The organism is Heyndrickxia acidiproducens DSM 23148, assembly GCF_000374345.1.
In the GTDB taxonomy this organism is placed as follows: domain Bacteria; phylum Bacillota; class Bacilli; order Bacillales; family Bacillaceae_C; genus Weizmannia; species Weizmannia acidiproducens.
Genome location: NZ_KB893990.1, coordinates 26,456 through 44,125, shown reverse-complemented (window position 1 = coordinate 44,125; position 17,670 = coordinate 26,456). Strand labels below are relative to the sequence as shown.

General features: G+C 45.6%; 18 protein-coding genes. 12 read left to right on the top strand and 6 right to left on the bottom strand.

Features of this window, described 5'->3' with window-relative positions; genetic code table 11:
• Positions 1-15 precede the first annotated feature (15 nt).
• Positions 16-1,683: a ribonuclease J1 gene (gene rnjA / locus C232_RS0107645; protein WP_018662973.1), complete on the bottom strand. Its 1,668-nt coding sequence runs from the start codon at positions 1,681-1,683 to the stop codon at positions 16-18.
• 4 nt (positions 1,684-1,687) lie between these two features.
• Positions 1,688-1,894, bottom strand: a complete 207-nt coding sequence (locus C232_RS0107640; protein WP_018662971.1) for a DNA-dependent RNA polymerase subunit epsilon — start codon at positions 1,892-1,894, stop codon at positions 1,688-1,690.
• Between the two features lie 442 nt (positions 1,895-2,336).
• On the opposite strand from C232_RS0107640, the gene C232_RS0107635 reads away from it, so the two are divergent.
• The 5 genes from C232_RS0107635 (at position 2,337) to lpdA (ending at position 8,444) form a co-directional block, all read left to right on the top strand.
• Positions 2,337-3,107 (top strand): Cof-type HAD-IIB family hydrolase, encoded by a 771-nt coding sequence (locus C232_RS0107635; protein ID WP_018662969.1) that lies wholly within the window; start codon positions 2,337-2,339, stop codon positions 3,105-3,107.
• Positions 3,108-3,564: 457 nt separating this feature from the next.
• Entirely contained in the window at positions 3,565-4,680 is a 1,116-nt protein-coding gene (pdhA, locus tag C232_RS0107625; RefSeq protein WP_018662966.1) for a pyruvate dehydrogenase (acetyl-transferring) E1 component subunit alpha, read from the top strand.
• Between the two features lie 3 nt (positions 4,681-4,683).
• The gene (locus C232_RS0107620; protein ID WP_018662965.1) at positions 4,684-5,661 is read left to right on the top strand and encodes an alpha-ketoacid dehydrogenase subunit beta; all 978 of its coding nucleotides are present in this window, start codon (positions 4,684-4,686) and stop codon (positions 5,659-5,661) included.
• Positions 5,662-5,728: 67 nt separating this feature from the next.
• The gene (locus C232_RS0107615) at positions 5,729-7,027 is read left to right on the top strand and encodes a dihydrolipoamide acetyltransferase family protein (RefSeq protein ID WP_018662963.1); all 1,299 of its coding nucleotides are present in this window, start codon (positions 5,729-5,731) and stop codon (positions 7,025-7,027) included.
• A gap of 4 nt (positions 7,028-7,031) precedes the next feature.
• Complete coding sequence (gene lpdA / locus C232_RS0107610; RefSeq protein ID WP_018662961.1) at positions 7,032-8,444, top strand: dihydrolipoyl dehydrogenase; 1,413 nt, start codon at positions 7,032-7,034, stop codon at positions 8,442-8,444.
• Between the two features lie 81 nt (positions 8,445-8,525).
• On the opposite strand, the gene C232_RS0107605 is transcribed toward lpdA, so the two are convergent.
• Positions 8,526-8,765 (bottom strand): hypothetical protein, encoded by a 240-nt coding sequence (locus C232_RS0107605; protein ID WP_018662959.1) that lies wholly within the window; start codon positions 8,763-8,765, stop codon positions 8,526-8,528.
• A gap of 291 nt (positions 8,766-9,056) precedes the next feature.
• On the opposite strand from C232_RS0107605, the gene C232_RS19335 reads away from it, so the two are divergent.
• Positions 9,057-9,188, top strand: a complete 132-nt coding sequence (locus C232_RS19335) for a GapA-binding peptide SR1P (RefSeq protein WP_018662957.1) — start codon at positions 9,057-9,059, stop codon at positions 9,186-9,188.
• Between the two features lie 119 nt (positions 9,189-9,307).
• Here C232_RS19335 and C232_RS0107595 read toward each other — a convergent pair whose 3' ends face one another.
• Positions 9,308-10,777, bottom strand: coding sequence for an aminotransferase class I/II-fold pyridoxal phosphate-dependent enzyme (locus tag C232_RS0107595; protein ID WP_018662956.1), 1,470 nt, complete (start codon positions 10,775-10,777; stop codon positions 9,308-9,310).
• Between the two features lie 325 nt (positions 10,778-11,102).
• Between C232_RS0107595 and C232_RS0107590 the strand changes: the two genes are divergently transcribed.
• A complete protein-coding gene (locus C232_RS0107590) occupies positions 11,103-11,369 on the top strand; it encodes a UPF0223 family protein (protein WP_018662954.1) in 267 nt (88 codons plus the stop codon).
• Positions 11,370-11,447: 78 nt separating this feature from the next.
• On the opposite strand, the gene C232_RS0107585 is transcribed toward C232_RS0107590, so the two are convergent.
• Positions 11,448-12,068: a DUF1054 domain-containing protein gene (locus C232_RS0107585; protein ID WP_018662952.1), complete on the bottom strand. Its 621-nt coding sequence runs from the start codon at positions 12,066-12,068 to the stop codon at positions 11,448-11,450.
• Between the two features lie 215 nt (positions 12,069-12,283).
• On the opposite strand from C232_RS0107585, the gene C232_RS0107580 reads away from it, so the two are divergent.
• Positions 12,284-12,478 carry a hypothetical protein gene (locus C232_RS0107580; RefSeq protein ID WP_018662950.1) on the top strand — a complete coding sequence of 65 codons (195 nt, stop codon included), beginning with the start codon at positions 12,284-12,286 and terminating at the stop codon, positions 12,476-12,478.
• 162 nt (positions 12,479-12,640) lie between these two features.
• Entirely contained in the window at positions 12,641-13,435 is a 795-nt protein-coding gene (locus C232_RS0107575; RefSeq protein WP_018662948.1) for an inositol monophosphatase family protein, read from the top strand.
• 48 nt (positions 13,436-13,483) lie between these two features.
• Here C232_RS0107575 and C232_RS0107570 read toward each other — a convergent pair whose 3' ends face one another.
• Positions 13,484-13,669, bottom strand: coding sequence for a YlaF family protein (locus tag C232_RS0107570; protein WP_018662946.1), 186 nt, complete (start codon positions 13,667-13,669; stop codon positions 13,484-13,486).
• A gap of 123 nt (positions 13,670-13,792) precedes the next feature.
• Here C232_RS0107570 and typA point away from each other — a divergent pair, with 123 nt between their 5' ends.
• From typA to C232_RS0107555, 3 genes are all read left to right on the top strand, one after another.
• A complete protein-coding gene (gene typA, locus C232_RS0107565) occupies positions 13,793-15,631 on the top strand; it encodes a translational GTPase TypA (RefSeq protein WP_018662944.1) in 1,839 nt (612 codons plus the stop codon).
• A 73-nt stretch (positions 15,632-15,704) separates the two neighbouring features.
• Complete coding sequence (locus C232_RS0107560) at positions 15,705-16,037, top strand: YlaH-like family protein (protein WP_018662942.1); 333 nt, start codon at positions 15,705-15,707, stop codon at positions 16,035-16,037.
• 204 nt (positions 16,038-16,241) lie between these two features.
• Positions 16,242-17,570 (top strand): PhoH family protein, encoded by a 1,329-nt coding sequence (locus C232_RS0107555; RefSeq protein ID WP_018662939.1) that lies wholly within the window; start codon positions 16,242-16,244, stop codon positions 17,568-17,570.
• Positions 17,571-17,670: the final 100 nt, after the last annotated feature.

The window sequence follows — 17,670 nt, the reverse complement described above, 5'->3', positions numbered from 1 at the left end:
GCGTCTGTTTTTTCCTTACACTTCCATGATGATGGGCATAATCATCGGCCGGCGTTTGGTTTTTTCATACAAAAACGGTGACAGTGTATCGGTAATTTCATTTTTGATTTCGATCCACTGTGTGGTTTTCCGCTCGAGCACTTTATTCAGATGTTTTGTAATGATGTACTGGGCTTCGTTGATCAGATCGCCGGATTCACGCATATACACGAAACCTCTTGAGATGATATCAGGCCCGGAAGCCACCTTAAATTCTTTCATATTAATGGCTACAACAACGATCACAAGCCCTTCTTCGGAAAGGATACGGCGGTCACGCAGGACGATGTTTCCTATATCGCCGATTCCGCTGCCGTCAATATAAACGGAGCCGGAAGGGATTTTGCCGGCCACCTGGGCTGTATCGCTGCTTAATGCCAGCACTTCACCGTTATCCATAATAAAACAGTTATCTTCCGGAACCCCGCAGTCGATTGCCAGTTGCACATGTGTACGGAGCATCCGGTATTCGCCGTGGATCGGCATAAAAAATTTCGGTTTAATCAAACGCAGCATTAATTTCTGTTCTTCCTGGCCGCCGTGGCCGGAAGTATGGACATTGTTTAATGAGCCGCTGATGACATCGGCGCCGGCACGGTACAACAGATTAATCGTGCGGTTAATGCTCGTTGTGTTGCCCGGAATCGGTGATGACGAGAAGACTACGGTATCACCCGGCTGGATTTGGATCTGCCGGTGGGTGCCGTTTGCAATTCTTGACAAAGCCGCCATTGGTTCACCCTGGGTACCGGTACAAAGGATCGTGACCTTGTCGGCCGGCATCCGGTTTAACGTCTGCGTATCGATAAACGTATCCTTCGGTGCGCGGATATATCCAAGATCATGGCCGATTTCAATCGCTGCTTCCATACTGCGTCCGAAAACGGCAATTTTTCTGCCTGCCAGTACAGCGGCTTCCGTTACTTGCTGCAAGCGGTGGATGTTGGACGCAAACGTGGCAAAAATGATTCTGCCATTCACTTTCCGGAAAATATCCTGGATGCTTTCCCCAACACGGCGCTCTGACATCGTAAAGTGGGGCACTTCACTGTTGGTGCTGTCGGACAGCAGGCAGAGTACGCCTTCTTTACCGATTTCAGCCATTTTTGTTAAGTTGGCCGGTTCCCCGACCGGTGTAAAGTCAAATTTAAAGTCACCGGTATGGACAATGCTGCCCGGCGGTGTTTTGACGACAATTCCGTATGAATCCGGAATGCTGTGGGTCGTACGGAAAAAAGTGACGGACGTCTTTCTGAATTTAATGACGTCATCTTCCTTAATTTCAATCATCTTTGTCTGCCGCAGCAGCCCGTGCTCTTCCAATTTGTTCCGGATCAGTCCCAGTGCTAATTTCCCGCCGTAAATGGGAACATTAATTTGGCGAAGCAAATACGGGATTCCGCCAATATGATCTTCATGCCCGTGTGTGATAAACAGGCCTTTGATCTTGTCTGCATTTTTTACCAGATAGGAATAATCCGGTATCACATAGTCGATGCCCAATAATTCATCTTCAGGGAATTTGATCCCCGCATCGATTAAGATAATTTCGTCCTGAAATTGTACGCCGTACGTATTTTTGCCGATTTCTCCCAGTCCGCCGAGAGCGAAAACAGCTGTTTGGTCATTCTTCACAAATTTCATAGGGTTACTCCACTAACTTAAAATTTTCTTGCTGTTTTTCATATTCGAGATATTTTCCTTCAAGCAACTGAATATACTCGATATTGATTTGGCGGTCTTTTAGTTTTTGGCGTACGTCCCGTTCAGATGCTGCTTCCATATAGAAAGTCTTTGTATTTTCCCGAACGGGCACTTCTTCTATATTTTCCTGATAATACACTTTGTAAATCATGTTTTTTATCTCTCCTTGCTCCGTTATCAATTGTAACTTTTTCTATTATATAAAAACATAGGCACAGATAACAACTTTTTCATGTATTTATTTTTTGCAGGCATTATTTAAGGTAAAGAATAATCCCTCCGCAATAAGAGGGATTTTTAAGTTAGGCAATTAACTTTTTACGCAGCATATCTTTCCACTGTTTTAAAAGCTTCTTTCTTAGCTTTTTTAACATTGTGGATCACTCCCTACTTCTATTGTAGTATTTATTTGAATAATGTAAAGGCGGCCAGCACATCTTGTCCTATATTATATGCAAAGAAAGAAAGTCTTTTCGCGGGAAAAATTTCCTGTCGCGAAAATGATGGGGCCAGCCGCTTCCGCTCCGGAATATTGTGGACTTTACAGGGAAAGTGTAAAATGGAGCAAGTAAAGATAGAATGGAGACTTGAATATGAGTAAAATTGTTTTTTTTGATATTGACGGAACATTGCTTGACCACCGCAAAAACATACCCGACTCCACAAAAAAAGCGGTGCAGGAATTAAAAAATAACGGGATTTATGTGGCAATCGCAACCGGGCGTGCACCGTTTATGATCGGCGGCATCCGGAAAGAACTCGGGATTGACTCATTTGTAAGTTTCAACGGGTCGTATGTCGTATTTGAAAATCACACCATTTATAAAAATCCACTGTTATTACAAAAAGAAAAGGAATTGGCCAGCCTTGCCGCTTCAAATGCAGCACCAATGGTATTTATGAATGATAAAACGATGAAGGCGAATGTGGAACACCATGAGTACATAAAGGAAAGCCTGGCCACAATGAACTTTGCCCATCCGGATTATGACCCGCGGTTTTTCTTGCACAACGAGACTTATCAGGGGCTGCTGTTTTGTGAAGAAAAGGATCAGGACATGTATGTGGAAAGGTTTCCCGAGTTCCGGTTTGTCCGCTGGCACCCGTATTCCATGGATGTTGTCCCAAAAGGCGGCTCAAAAGCAGAAGGGATTAAGCAGCTGTTGGACAAACTCGGGTTTAAAATGGAAGATGCCTATGCGTTCGGTGACGGTTTAAATGATATTGAAATGATTCAGGCGGTCGGCACCGGCATTGCAATGGGAAACGCAGTGGAGGCCTTAAAAGGGCATGCCGATCTGGTTACGAAAGACGTTGCGGAAGACGGGATATACTGCGGGTTGAAGCAGGTCGAACTGATCTAGAAAAAATTGCGCCGGTCCCGGTGCAATTTTTTTCGGGTTTTTAGTTCAAATTGGTGAAATTTGCAAATATTTGTTGAAAACCATGGACGGGGAAAAGCCCGGTGCTTGCGGATATGCATAAGATCAATGTTTACGCTTTTATAGTACAGTTTTATAACCGATATAGTACAGTTTAAAAATTTCTTGTTAAATTAGTATAGTGAAAAAACATTTGAATGAAAAAGCATTAATGTTTGACGCTTTTCTTTTTTTAATGTACTCTATAGATGTTGAATATAGTGTTGTATTACTTATTGTGATCACTAAATTAATACAGATGTTGTTTGAATTCCGGTGAAATGATGGCGGTTACTTGCGGAAATTGTCGTACTTATTTTTCTTTTCCGGGGAATTTTTTGAAACAAAAAATATGAAACTTTATACAACGGCAAAATGGGGAAAGGATTGGTGAACAAAGATGGCTTCACATACAGCAAATCAGCCATTTAATGGTAAGCAGACACTGGATGAAATTGAAGCACGTTTTGAAACGGTTCAAATTTTAAATGAAGAAGGTAAAATTGTAAACGATTCCGCTATGCCGGATCTTTCTGATGAACAGCTTCAGGAATTGATGCGGAGAATGGTATATACGCGGATACTCGATCAACGTGCAATCTCTTTAAATCGCCAGGGGCGCCTCGGCTTTTATGCGCCGACAGCCGGCCAGGAAGCGTCACAAATTGCATCGCATTTTGCGCTTGAAAAAGATGACTTTATTCTGCCCGGCTACCGGGATGTACCGCAATTGATTTGGCACGGCCTGGCGCTCGAACAGGCATTTTTATGGTCGCGCGGGCATGTGGACGGCATGAAGGGGATCGGGCCATTAAATATCCTGCCGCCGCAGATTATTATCGGCGCGCAATACGTACAAACAGCCGGCGTGGCACTTGGATTGAAAAAGCGCGGTAAAGATTCGGTTGCCATTACGTATACCGGTGACGGCGGATCGTCACAGGGCGATTTTTATGAAGGCATTAATTTTGCCGGCGCATTTAAAGCACCTGCGATCTTTGTCGTCCAAAACAACCAGTTCGCCATTTCAACACCGCGTTCAAAACAGACGGCCGCCAAAACCCTTGCCCAGAAAGCAGTGGCTGCGGGGATTCCGGGCGTTGCAGTGGACGGTATGGATCCGCTTGCTGTCTATGCGGCAGTCAAGCATGCGCGCACACGGGCTGTAAACGGCGAAGGGCCATCGCTTGTTGAAACCATCTGTTACCGTTTCGGGCCGCATACGATGAGCGGGGATGACCCGACACGCTACCGCACAGCCGACTTGGACAATGAATGGGCGAAAAAAGATCCTTTGGTCAGGTTCAGGAAATTTTTGGAGGAAAAGAACCTTTGGAGCGATGAAAAGGAAAATGAAGTGATCGAGCAGGCGAAAGCAGACATTAAAGCGGCCATCAAAAAAGCGGATAAAGCGCCGAAACAAAAAGTGACCGACTTGATTTCTGTCATGTATGAAGAACAGCCTTATACATTGCGGGAACAATACGAATTCTACAAAGCAAAGGAGTCGAGATAAGCGATGGCTCAATTGACCATGATACAAGCAATCACGGATGCGTTGCGTACAGAATTGAAAAACGATGAAAATGTATTGGTATATGGCGAGGACGTCGGCGTAAACGGCGGCGTGTTCCGCGCGACAGAAGGACTCCAGAAAGAATTCGGGGCAGACCGCGTTATGGATACCCCTTTGGCTGAGTCCGGAATCAGCGGGCTCTCAATTGGTTTGGCACTTCAGGGTTACCGCCCCGTGCCGGAGATCCAGTTTTTCGGCTTTGTGTTTGAAACCATGGATTCCATCCACGGGCAAATGGCAAGGTACCGCTTCAGAACAGGCGGCAGCCTGAAAATGCCGATTACGATACGCGCACCATTTGGCGGCGGCGTACATACACCGGAAATGCACGCAGACAGCCTGGAAGGTTTAATGGCGCAAACCCCCGGGATAAAAGTGGTCATTCCATCCACCCCATATGAAGCAAAAGGGCTGTTAATTTCTGCAATCCGCGATAATGATCCTGTTGTCTTTTTGGAACATATGAAACTATACCGCTCTTTCCGCCAAGAAGTACCGGAAACGGAATACACGATTCCGCTCGGAAAAGCGGATGTCAAACGCGAGGGCAGTGACTTGTCCATTATCTCTTACGGCGCGATGGTGCATGAATCATTAAAAGCAGCAGAGGAACTGGAAAAAGACGGCTATTCGGTTGAAGTGGTCGATCTCCGTACCGTAAGTCCGCTCGATGTGGAAACAATTGTGGCTTCCGTTGAAAAAACAAACCGCGCGATTGTGGTTCAGGAAGCGCAAAGGCAGGCGGGCGTTGCTGCAAATGTTGTTGCTGAAATTAATGAACGCGCGATTTTAAGTCTCGAAGCACCGGTGCTCCGTGTTACTGCACCGGATACCGTCTATCCTTTTTCACAGGCGGAAGGGGTTTGGATCCCTACATATAAAGATATTCTGGAAAAAGCAAAAGAAGTTCTGACATTTTAAGTTTTTTGCATGCTGCCGTCAAACATGGCTTTATGCAAGCTATTTTTCATAAAGGAGCGTGAACACCTTGTCATTTGAATTCAGGCTGCCGGATATCGGCGAAGGTATCCATGAAGGCGAAATCGTAAAATGGTTTATCAAACCCGGTGATAAAGTCACAGAAGACGATGTCCTTTGTGAAGTACAAAATGATAAGTCAGTAGTTGAAATCCCATCCCCGGTGGAAGGGACTGTAGAAGAAATTCTGGCCGCTGAGGGCACGGTTGCCGTTGTTGGCGATGTGCTGGTGAGACTGGATGCCCCGGGCTATGAAAATCTCCAATTTAAAGGCGATCACGGTGACCAGCCGTCCGCACAGGAAGAGGCGCCAAAAGAAGAAAGACCGGAAGCGCCGCAACAATCTGCACAGGCTGGCGAAAAGCCGGCAGCAGAAACAAAACCGGATTCGGACCGCCGCGTTATTGCAATGCCTTCGGTACGGAAATATGCACGCGAACAAGGTGTCGACATCCGCCTTGTAACGGGAACCGGAAAAAACGGCAGAGTACTGCGGGAGGATATCGATGCTTTTGTCAATGGTACCGCACAGCCGGATCAGGCAGCCCGGCCGGAAACAGCTGTACCGCAAAGCGCTGCTGAACAAATTACGGTTCCGGAAGGTGAATTCCCGGAAACGCGTGAAGCAATGAGCGGCATCCGCAAAGCGATCGCCAAAGCGATGGTGAATTCGAAACAGACTGCGCCGCATGTTACCCTGATGGATGAGGTTGATGTGACTGCCCTTGTCGCCCACCGCAAGAAATTTAAGGAAATTGCGGCCGAAAAGAATATCAAGCTTACTTTTTTACCTTATGTTGTCAAAGCGCTGGTTAGTGCACTGCGTGAATTCCCGGCATTGAATACATCGATCGATGATGAAACAAATGAAATTATCCATAAACATTATTACAATATCGGGATTGCTGCAGACACGGACCGCGGCCTGCTCGTTCCGGTTGTCAAACATGCTGACCGCAAATCGGTATTTGCGATTTCAAAAGAAATTAATGAATTGGCCGAAAAAGCCCGTGACGGAAAACTCGCCCCGAACGAAATGAAGGGTGCATCTACCACGATTTCCAATATTGGTTCCGCCGGAGGCCAATGGTTTACACCAGTGATTAACCATCCGGAAGTTGCAATTTTAGGAATTGGCCGCATTGCCGAAAAGCCGATTGTAAAAGACGGTGAAATAGTAGCGGCACCTGTCCTGGCGCTGTCTCTAAGTTTTGATCACCGCATTATTGATGGTGCAACCGCACAAAATGCGTTAAATCATATCAAACGATTGTTACATGATCCAGAACTATTATTAATGGAGGCGTAGTCTGATGGTAGTAGGAGATTTTCCAATTGAAACGGATACAATAGTCATAGGAGCAGGACCGGGGGGGTATGTCGCAGCTATCAGAGCGGCGCAGCTCGGACAGAAAGTGACCATTGTTGAAAAAGAGTTTATCGGCGGGGTTTGCCTAAATGTCGGCTGTATTCCGTCAAAAGCGCTGATTTCTGCTGCGCACCGCTTTGAAAATGCAAAAGACTCGGAGGTCATGGGCATTTCCACTGAAAATGTGACCGTCAATTTTGATAAAGTCCAGGAATGGAAATCCGGGGTCGTGAAAAAACTGACAGGCGGCGTGGAAAGCTTACTGAAAGGCAATAAAATTGAGATCGTCCGCGGCGAAGCCTATTTTGTCGATGCGAATACGCTGCGTGTGATGGATGAAAAATCTGCCCAGACCTATACGTTTAAACATGCGATTCTGGCAACCGGTTCGCGGCCAATCGAATTGCCAACCTTTAAATATTCCGACCGCGTCCTGAATTCAACCGGCGCCTTAAACTTAAAAGAAATCCCTGAAAAACTCGTCATTATCGGCGGCGGTGTAATCGGGATGGAACTGGGTACAGCCTATGCGAACTTTGGCACAAAAGTGACCATTCTTGAAGGCGCCCCTGACATCATTAATGGTGCGTTTGAAAAACAAATGACCTCATTAGTCGTCCGCAAGCTGAAGAAAAAAGGCGTGGAAATTGTAACAAAAGCGATGGCAAAAGGTGTGGAGGAAAAAGAAGACGGTGTTGTCGTATCTTATGAAGTGAATGGTGAAGCAAAACAGGCTGAAGCAGACTACGTTCTTGTCACCGTGGGGCGCCGCCCGAACACGGATGAGTTAGGGCTTGAACAGCTTAACATTAAAATGAGCGAAAGAGGCATTATTGAAATTGATAAGCAGTGCCGGACAAGCGTGCCAAATATTTATGCGATCGGTGACATTGTGCCAGGCCCGCAGCTTGCCCACAAAGCCTCTTATGAAGGAAAAATCGCCGCAGAAGCGATCTCCGGCAAACCAGCAGAAATTGATTATTTGGGCATCCCGGTTATTGTCTTCTCGGATCCTGAACTGGCGACTGTCGGGTACTCGGAAGCCCAGGCCAAAGAAGAAGGCATTGATTATGTGGCAGCCAAGTTCCCATATGCTGCGAACGGACGCGCACTTGCGCTTGAAGCCGGCGAAGGGTTCGTGAAGCTGATTACCCGCAAAGAAGACGGCTTGTTAATCGGCGGCCAAATTGTCGGAACAAGCGCGTCAGATATCATTTCAGAAATTGGTTTGGCCATTGAAGCCGGCATGACTGCAGAGGATATTGCGATGACAATTCATGCACACCCAACACTGGGGGAAATTACGATGGAAGCAGCTGAAGTTGCACTTGGCTCGCCAATCCATGTGTTGAAATAAAAATAGCTTTACAGTTTCAGAGGTTTGGCGGTGCACGGTCTTACAACCCCGTGCATCGCCAGCCTTTTTTTTTTATCCCGCTTAAAAAATTCCGCCCAGCAGCAGTTGCAGAAGCCCGTGGGCAGCCAGGCTCATTACGGTAACGAGAAGTGTGATGCGCACGGATTTAATCAGATGCTTTGCCAATAAAAAAGCAAGGTAAAAAAACACGATAAACATGGCCATTTTAAAGATGAACGGATCCCGCTGCGAAAGCCATTCCGCGAGTGTAAAAAAGCTCCATATCATAATCTGAAATAAGAATGCCGCATAAATTTTCATTGTCCCACCCGGATTTTTTACCTGATTTTAAATGCGCAGATATGAATGGATCGATGCGCCTATATCCAGTATATGCTCGCCATCTTCTGCTTTTAAACCAATCCATGAAAAAATTGTCCAAGCGGGATAAAAAATTGTCCCCATGAAATGCGGAGGGCGCTTTTGGTTCCCTTTTCAACTGTATAACATATTTTTATAATATGTTATACGAAAATCCTTGAAATTTCATTTAGGATGTATTAATATAATTATAGAAACGGTTACAAACATGGAAAAGGGAGGAATTGATGGATGGGTACCATTGTTTGCCAATCATGTGATGCAACCATTGATCATGTAGAAGAAGAAAAAGTGACAGTGCTTTATGCAACATGTGATCACTGCCAGCACGAAAAAGATCAAACAGTATCTGAAATCCGCTAGTTCTATTCTCTGAGCGTCCATTTTCTCTCGGCTACCCGTTAGCCGTCTTTTTTTTTTGCCGAAAATACAAACAGGCAGGGGAAGCGGACAACTTCTCCCTGCCTGTTTCAACAATATTTTTACTCGATGGCACGGTGTTCTTTGATGACCTTTATAGTTCGAAGGGATGCATCTTCCGGACCCTGGACAGGCAGCCCGGCTTCCATATTGGTTTCAATATAAGTCAGATTTTCCTTTGTTATGATCTCACCCGGGATAAAGATTGGAATACCCGGCGGATAGACCATGACAAACTCGGCCACAATTCTGCCGGCGGATTCCGAAAACGGGATGGATTCAGTTTCCGCGTAAAACGCATCCCGTGGCGTTAAGGCCAGCAGCGGAATGTCAGGGAGCAGCACCTTTACATCCACTTCATTGGAAAGATGTGAAAAAGTATCCGATAGTTCCTGTAAAGCGGAAACCAAAAGATTCAGTTCGGTCTCGGTATCACCCGGCGTGACAATACAGAGAATATTATACAGATCCGAAAGCTCTACTTCGATATGATGGGCTTCGCGCAGCCATTTTTCAGCATCATGCCCGGTAATGCCAAGATCTTTGACAGAGATGATCAGCTTCGTCGGATCATAGTCATAGGTAGCTTTTGTGCCCAGTATCTCACTGCCGACACAGTAAAGATGGTCAATGGCATTGATGCGCTTGCGGGTAAGCTGTGCAAGCCTTGTTGTTTCCTTAATCAACCGCGCTCCTTCTGTTGCAAGCCTTTTGCGCGCAACATCCAGGGAAGCCAGTAAAATATAGGAAGTGGATGTTGTCATCAGCATACTGAAGATGCTTTGCACGCGGTTTTTTGAAACAAGCCCTTCTTTTATATTTAAAACTGAACTTTGTGTTAACGATCCGCCCAGTTTATGGACGCTTGTCGCTGCCATATCAGCGCCGGCCTGCATTGCGGATAATGGCAGTTCATCATCAAAATGGATGTGGACGCCGTGGGCTTCATCAACCAGAACGGGAATACGGTATGCATGGGCAATTTCAACAATGCCTTTCAAGTCCGCCGAAATCCCGTAGTATGTCGGGTTAATGACAAGTACTGCTTTTGCATCAGGATTTTGCTTGAGCGCTTTAGAGACGGATTCCGGCGTGATGCCGTGCGATATCCCCAAGCGCGGGTCAACTTCCGGATGGATGAAAACCGGAATCGCGCCTGAAAATACGATTGCCGACATGACGGACTTGTGGACATTGCGGGGGACGATTATTTTGTCCCCGGGTCCGCAAACACTCATCACCATTGTCATAATCGCACCGCTTGTTCCCTGTACAGAGAAAAAGGTGTAATCAGCTCCGAACGCCTCAGCAGCAAGCTTCTGCGCTTCTTTGATCATGCCGTGGGGCTGGTGCAGATCATCTAGTGGTTCAATATTGATTAAATCCATTTTTAATACATGATCCCCCACGAACCGGCGGAAATCGGGGTCAATTCCGTTTCCGGTTTTATGTCCGGGGATATGGAATTGGACGGGATGTTGTTCGATATGTTTCAGTAAGCCTGTATATAACGGTGTGTCGTATTGTGACAATTGTGTTCTCCACCTCTTTTTCGTATTCGCATGCTGTAATGAAAACAAAAAAAATTATAGCATTACAGCCTGGTAATGAAAATAGTTTTTCAAGGAGAAGGCAAAATAAACCTGCCATAAGAAAAAAATGATACCGGATAAAATCGGATGGAAGAAATAGACCTCCGAAAGATGTGAAACAAAACTTTTGCAAAACCGCTATCCGGTTATAGATGGCGCTTATTTTTTCAAGAAATCCGTTTTAAGCAGGTGGTTGAACAGGCGGAGGATTATTGTGTAAAATAGTACCGTTACATGCATAACTGGAAGGAAAAGCGGTGATACAATGGAGTACCAGTACCCGATTTCAATGGATTGGTCCACTGAGGAAATTGTTGACGTGATTCGATTTTATGAAGCAGTTGAGAAAGCTTATGAAAAAGGGGTGCAGCGGGAACTGTTGATGGACAGATACCGCAGATTTAAAGAAATTGTGCCCGGAAAAGCGGACGAGCGGAATTACTGCAGCCAATTTGAAGAAGTAAGCGGTTATTCCCCCTATCGCACGGTGAAAAAAATGAAAGAAGAAAAAAATGCAGTCATAAAAATGTGAGTCCGCAGCTGTAAGTTAAAAAGGCGCGCCCGAAAAATCAGGGCGCGCCTTTTTGCAGATGGAAAACAGGCAGTCTGTTTAAGCCATTTTATATAAGGGTAATACATGTACAAAGACATTCCCGATGGTTTTTACCAAAGCATCGGGGCTCATCTTGACTGCTTCATCTTTTGGGATTTGCAAGCCGCAGAGCATTTCGGATTTCTTTACCGTCTGCATTCGGATGAACAAGTTTTTGAAATCTTGTTTGTCCATGTGATCCATGCGGGTTGCGCCTGGTTTTGTATGATCATCAGACCAGACATAGTGGCCCGGAATATTTTCCAAAAGCGGGCCGGCTTCTTTTTCAAGGCGCTTTCCGATTTCAGCTTTTTGCGGACATTCATTGATAACGGCAACCCAAATGAAGAGATGGGTTGGCCACAGCCCGATTTGAAAGTGGGGGAGCATCTTATAGCCGCGCTTGCTGCGTGCAAAAGCTACCCAGGTGTCATTCGGCGGGTTTTTTGTACGGCGGGCGTGTTTGGCAACATGGTAAAACATTTCATCGCCGGTCATCACCGACAAAACGGATGAAAAATATTGCCCCAGCACTTCCAGTTTGGGACGGAGGGTGCTTTTTAATTGCTCCATCCTCGGGTCAAGGCCTTCTATATGGAAAACATTAAAATCCTGATCAGTGAAAGCAGGGATGTCCATTTTATCACCTCAATTTATAATCTTACTTATTAGGCATGCAGGCACGAACAAGTGTATTTCTATTTTACCATACCGGCCGGATGTTTAATAAATAAAAGCACAGGGGTAAAAATAGGTATACACACAATTTAGTTACATCATTCTGAAATCAACATAATATATATATAAATAATATCAGAAAATTCATATCATTACTTCGAGAGGATGTGGAGTGAATGAAACAAATGATCCGGACGACAAAAAGAAAGCCTTATGAAAAAAAGAGAATTGCCGTATTAAGAATGGAACTCGACTATGAACTGGCGACGCTGTATGAAGCAATGGAATTAAAAGATGAGGAACTGAAAGGAAAGTCCATTAAAAAGTTGCAAAAAATCCGCGAAGAATTATTGAAAATGAAGGCCATGTAATTCAAAATGGAGAAAATAACTTTGCTGTTTAGCGGACTCCCTGTATGACATGCAGATGGGGTTCGTTTTTATGAAAGATAAAAGGCGGAAAACTTGAAAAATACGCCGTTTTCCTTTACGCTAAAGGGAAAATGAATCGTTTACACGATGGAGGGCCCGAGTATGGATTTGTGGAAAGAAATGGATACATATGTACGACAGTGGATCAGGGAAGCAGGGGACCGGATCATTGAATCATTTGAATCTCCGCTTGTTATTGAGACCAAATCAGACCGGAATGATCTTGTAACAAACATTGACAAAGAGACAGAACAATTTCTTATCCGTAAAATTCGTACAACCTTTCCGGAGCACCGGATTTTGGGTGAAGAAGGGTTTGGGGAAGAGATAAAAGATGCCGGGGGCGTGATTTGGATTTTGGATCCGATTGACGGCACGGTGAATTTTGTCCATCAGAAGCGGAATTTTATGATTTCAATCGGCGTTTATGAGGACGGGATTGGGAAGCTTGGTTATATATATGATGTCGTGCATCAGGAACTGTACTCCGCTCGGGCGGGAAAGGGTGCTTACTTCAACGGGATCCCGCTGCCGAAGCTGAAAGAAAACCGATTGGAAGATACGATCCTTGCTTTAAACCCGACATATGTAGTGTCAAACCGGAAAATGGCCCCTTCGAAACTGGCGGAACTGGTAAGGGATGTGCGCGCAACAAGAAGTTACGGGTCTGCGGCGCTTGAAATGGCTTATGTGGCTGCCGGCCGGCTTGATGCGTATATGACCATGCAGCTGTCGCCCTGGGACTTTGCCGCTGGAAAAATCCTGATCGAAGAAGTGGGCGGCATTGTCACAGATATTTACGGAAAGCCGCTCAATATCCTTGAAAACAGCTCGGTGTTTGCCAGCAAGCCGCAGCTGCACGAAACCATTTTAAGACGGTATGCACCGGAATCGTAAGCAGGTTTAAAGTGCGGCGGGCTGCATCATAAAAAAGAGGGAGAAAGCTTACAGTCTCCCTTCCTCCCGCATTTTCTTTTTCTTTTTAAAACCAAAGCCCATAATTAAAATCAGCAGCACGGTGCATGTTAAAATACCGATCACATTTTGGGCGCCGATTGCTACGCCGATGCCGCACATGGATAGAAAAGCGGCGAGTGAAAAGAACACAAATACCCACTTGATTTCCCGCATTTTTACGCCTCCCTCACTACCATTTTACCGAAAAACTTTTAACAATGCCAGCCATTGTGTTATAATAATTCAGTTAAGGATATATACTAACTAAGATTCGTGTTTAGGCAGGAGGAAATTTTTTTGAAAAGAAGAGAAGATTTACGTAATATCGCCATTATTGCTCACGTTGACCATGGAAAAACAACCTTAGTCGACCAGCTGCTCAAGCAATCCGGTACTTTCCGCACGAATGAACATGTTGAAGAGCGTGCCATGGATTCCAATGATTTGGAACGTGAAAGAGGGATCACTATCCTTGCCAAGAATACGGCAGTTCATTATAAAGATAAAAAAATCAACATTTTGGACACTCCGGGACACGCTGACTTCGGCGGCGAAGTGGAACGGATTATGAAGATGGTGGATGGGGTTCTGCTTGTCGTAGACGCCTATGAAGGCTGTATGCCACAGACACGTTTTGTTTTGAAAAAAGCTTTGGAGCAGAATCTTACCCCGATCGTTGTTGTGAATAAAATTGACCGCGACTTTGCCCGCCCGCAGGAAGTCGTCGATGAAGTCCTTGAGTTATTTATTGAATTGGATGCCAATGATGACCAACTGGAATTCCCGGTTGTTTATGCATCGGCCATTAACGGGACGGCAAGCCTTGAACCGGACCCTTCAAAACAGGAAGCCAATATGAAAGTGTTATTCGATACGATTATCGAGCATATCCCGGCACCGGTAGACAACCGCGAAGAACCGCTGCAATTCCAGGTCGCATTGCTCGATTACAACGACTATGTCGGCCGGATCGGCATCGGGCGTGTATTCCGCGGAAAAATGCATGTCGGCCAGCAGGTTGCATTAATGAAATTGGACGGCAGTGTCAAGCAATTCCGTGTCACGAAAATTTTTGGTTTCTTCGGTTTGAAGCGTGTAGAAATCCAGGAAGCCTATGCCGGGGATTTGATTGCGGTATCCGGCATGGAAGACATCAATGTCGGCGAAACGGTCTGCCCGATTGAACATCAGGAAGCATTGAAGCCGCTGCGTATTGACGAGCCGACCTTACAAATGACTTTCCTTGTGAACAACAGCCCGTTTGCAGGCCGCGAAGGAAAATTTGTTACAGCACGGAAAATTGAAGAAAGATTGCTCTCCCAGCTGCATACAGATGTCAGCTTGCGCGTTGAAAATACGGACACGCCGGATGCATGGATTGTTTCCGGGCGCGGGGAATTGCACTTATCCATCTTAATTGAAAATATGCGCCGTGAAGGATTTGAATTGCAAGTCTCCAAGCCGCAGGTAATTATTAAAGAAATCGACGGTGTGAAATGCGAGCCGGTGGAACGCGTCCAAATCGATTCCCCGGAAGAACACACCGGCGCCATTATTGAATCGCTTGGCTCCCGTAAAGGTGAAATGCTGGATATGATCAATAATGGCAATGGGCAGGTCCGCCTGATCTTTAACGTGCCTGCACGCGGCTTGATCGGGTATTCAACAGAATTCATGACTTTAACGAGAGGCTACGGCATTATTAACCATACGTTTGATTCTTATCAGCCGTTGCAAAGCGGCCGTGTCGGCGGGCGCCGAAATGGTGTACTTGTATCGATGGAAACCGGTAAAGCCTCCACATATGGTATGATGCAAGTTGAAGACCGCGGCACCTTATTCGTTGAACCGGGCACCGAAATATATGAAGGCATGATCGTTGGTGAAAATTCCCGTGAAAATGATATAGCAGTAAACATTACAAAAACCAAACACGCGACGAATGTCCGTTCAGCAACAAAAGACCAGACATCCGTCATCAAGAAACCAAGAATATTGTCGCTTGAGGAATCACTTGAATACCTGAACGATGATGAATACTGTGAAGTAACACCTCAGTCCGTCCGTTTGCGCAAAAAGATTCTCAACAAGAGTGAACGTGAAAAAATGGCCAAACGGCAAAAAGTTTCCGGCTGACCGATTGGTGAGTAAAGAACGGGGAATGAAGCCCCTGTTCTTTACATAAAATACGGGGCAAAGGGGATAGAAGATGACAGATCAAGCGGTTCATGACCATCTTTCTTTGTTTGCAAAATGGTTTAATGTCGATCAAAACCACGATTTGGGCATGTGGCTTTTGTATGGTACGATTGTCATTTTATGCTTTATCGTTTATCAGCTTGGTTTTGCAAGAAAACTGCCGGTTTTAAAAGCTGCCGTCATCTATGCCTTACTTTTGCTCGGCTGTACGCTTCTTACTTTTTTTGCCATCTTTCTGCCGGTTGCAGAGGCGCTCTTTGCCGCAGCCGTTGTGCTTGCGATATACAAATTCCGGCTCCTGCAAAGCAAAAAGGCGAAAAAAGACGGGCGTTTTACACTTTAAACAATAAAAAGCACTTCCATTGCGGAAGTGCTTTTTATTATTTAAAGGTTCCTCTGCATAATCAGGCGGATGATCTTCTAAATTGAGCGATTTGTACATATATTTTAGCAGTGCCGGTCTTTGTCCGAAACGAATGACGAACAGGTAACAACACCCCCACATAACTTAATATAAAATAATCCAATGGAAGCAGGAGGCGTCGGGTTGAAGAAAATTTACGTCTTAGATACGAATGTATTGCTCCAGGATCCTTATGCAATTTTTTCTTTTGAGGATAATGAGATTGTCATTCCGGCAGTAGTGCTCGAAGAAGTGGATTCAAAGAAAAGAAATATGGATGAGGTGGGGAGGAATGCACGCCAGGTATCAAAATTAATGGACAGCTTCAGGCAGTCCGGCAAGCTGCATGAAAAAATCCCGCTCGAAAACGGGGGGGTGCTGCGCATTGAGCTGAACCACCGCTCATTCCAGCAGCTGCAGGATATTTTTGTGGAAAAAACGAATGACAACCGGATATTAGCGGTTGCCAAAAATTTATCAATAGAAGAAGAAACGAAAGAAAACGGGCGCCAGGTTATCTTAGTGAGCAAGGATGCGCTTGTCCGGGTAAAAGCAGATGCACTCGGGCTTGCGGCGGAAGACTTTTTGAATGACCGTGTGGTAAGTGATGATCATATCTATACAGGGCTGTTCGATATATATATTAGCCGTGAGCTGCTCAAAAATTTTTACGAGCGGAATGAACTGGCATTAAGCGAAATTGCCGGGCACCCTTTTTACCCGAACCAGTTTCTGCTGATGAAAGATGCACTTGGAAGTTCCGCATCTGCAATCGGCATGGTTGATCAAACCGGTAAAACCGTTCGGAAACTGGTGCACAGCCAGGATCCGGTATGGGGGATCAGACCGCGCAATGTACAGCAGACGATGGCGATGGAACTGCTTTTGAGAAAAGACATTCCGCTTGTTACCCTGATTGGAAAAGCGGGAACAGGAAAAACGCTGCTCGCACTGGCCGCCGGGCTGATGCAGACGGAAGATATGCATCATTACAAAAAACTGCTGGTGGCGCGCCCGATTGTTCCATTCGGGAAAGACATCGGCTATCTTCCCGGAGAAAAGCAGGAAAAGCTGAGGCCGTGGATGCAGCCCATTTACGATAACCTTGAGTACTTATTCAATACGAAAAAAACCGGGGAAATTGATGGAATCCTGGCCGGCATCAGCTCAATTGAAGTGGAAGCTCTGACCTATATTCGCGGCCGCAGTATTCCGGAACAGTATATTATTATTGATGAAGCGCAAAATTTGTCAAAACATGAAGTAAAGACGATTTTAACGCGCGTGGGGGAAAACAGCAAAATTGTTTTAATGGGGGATCCGGAACAGATTGACCATCCTTATCTGGATGCTTATAACAACGGGCTGACCTATGTTCTTGAAAAATTTAAGGAAGTGCCGGTTGCCGGCCACATCAAATTAGTCAAAGGCGAACGCTCAAAACTGGCGCAGATTGCCGCTGACCTGTTGTGAGCGCCCGGCCAAAAAAATGTGAAACTTTCATCATCCGGATTTTCGGCTGAAGAAATGGATAAACCGGGAGCAGGTTGCAGTTAGGATTTTCGCCCGGCTC